1 protein-coding gene is annotated in these 779 nt (G+C 43.6%); it reads right to left on the bottom strand.

Annotated features, from left to right (window positions below; genetic code table 11):
* The coding region (locus A3757_RS24650) for a serine/threonine-protein kinase (RefSeq protein WP_156506570.1) at window positions 1–678 on the bottom strand (678 nt) is incomplete at its 3' end.
* Between the last annotated feature and the right edge of the window lie 101 nt (window positions 679–779).

The raw sequence follows: 779 nt of genomic DNA, 5'->3' as shown, positions 1-779 counted from the left end.
AAGGGCTGGAGTTATATTGGCATCAATCTGAGCCATTGGAGGCGCATTGGGTAGTGGCAAGGTACTGGTGAATAATTCATACATCACCACTCNCAGCGAATAAACGTCACTCAAAGTAGAGGTAAAGGCGATGCCTTTGTGCTGCTCAGGAGCCATATAGGCTTCTGTTCCCATGATTAAGCGCGTTTCATCAGGGTTCATATCTTTATCGGCTTCAAAAAAAGAAGCGATACCGAAATCTAAAAGACGCGCAAAGCCCTCTCTATCGATGATGACATTTGCCGGTTTGATATCTCGATGAATAACATCAAATTTATGCGCATAGGCGATTCCTTTACACATTTGAATAGCGATATCGACTTTTTGGTTAAAATCAAACTTCCGCTCAGTAATCGCGTCCGCTAAGTTTATGCCCTCAACGAATTCCATCACGAATACAGGGCGCCCCTTGCTTGTCGTTCCACGATCGATAACATGTATTATGTTGGGGTGGTTCAAACGGGCGATAATTAAGCTTTCTCGCTTAAAACGCTTTATGACTGAGGGATTATCTGAAAGCGTTGCCGACAGAACTTTAATCGCAACTGGACGATTCAGCGACAACTGCATACCACGATATACCGTGGCCATGCCTCCTTCACCAATTTTGTCTTGGTACGCGTAACGACCCTCTTTCATATTGTTCTTCCGTCCTTAGAAACTAGATAAAGAAAATCAAAAACACTATTGCGAACAAGACCAAAGCCAACATCATCGACCTACCTTTGAGATGACGCAAA

The organism is Oleiphilus sp. HI0117 (genome assembly GCF_001635235.1).
The sequence above is the reverse complement of the archived record's forward strand: the minus strand, read 5'-3'. Positions and strand labels throughout refer to the sequence as shown.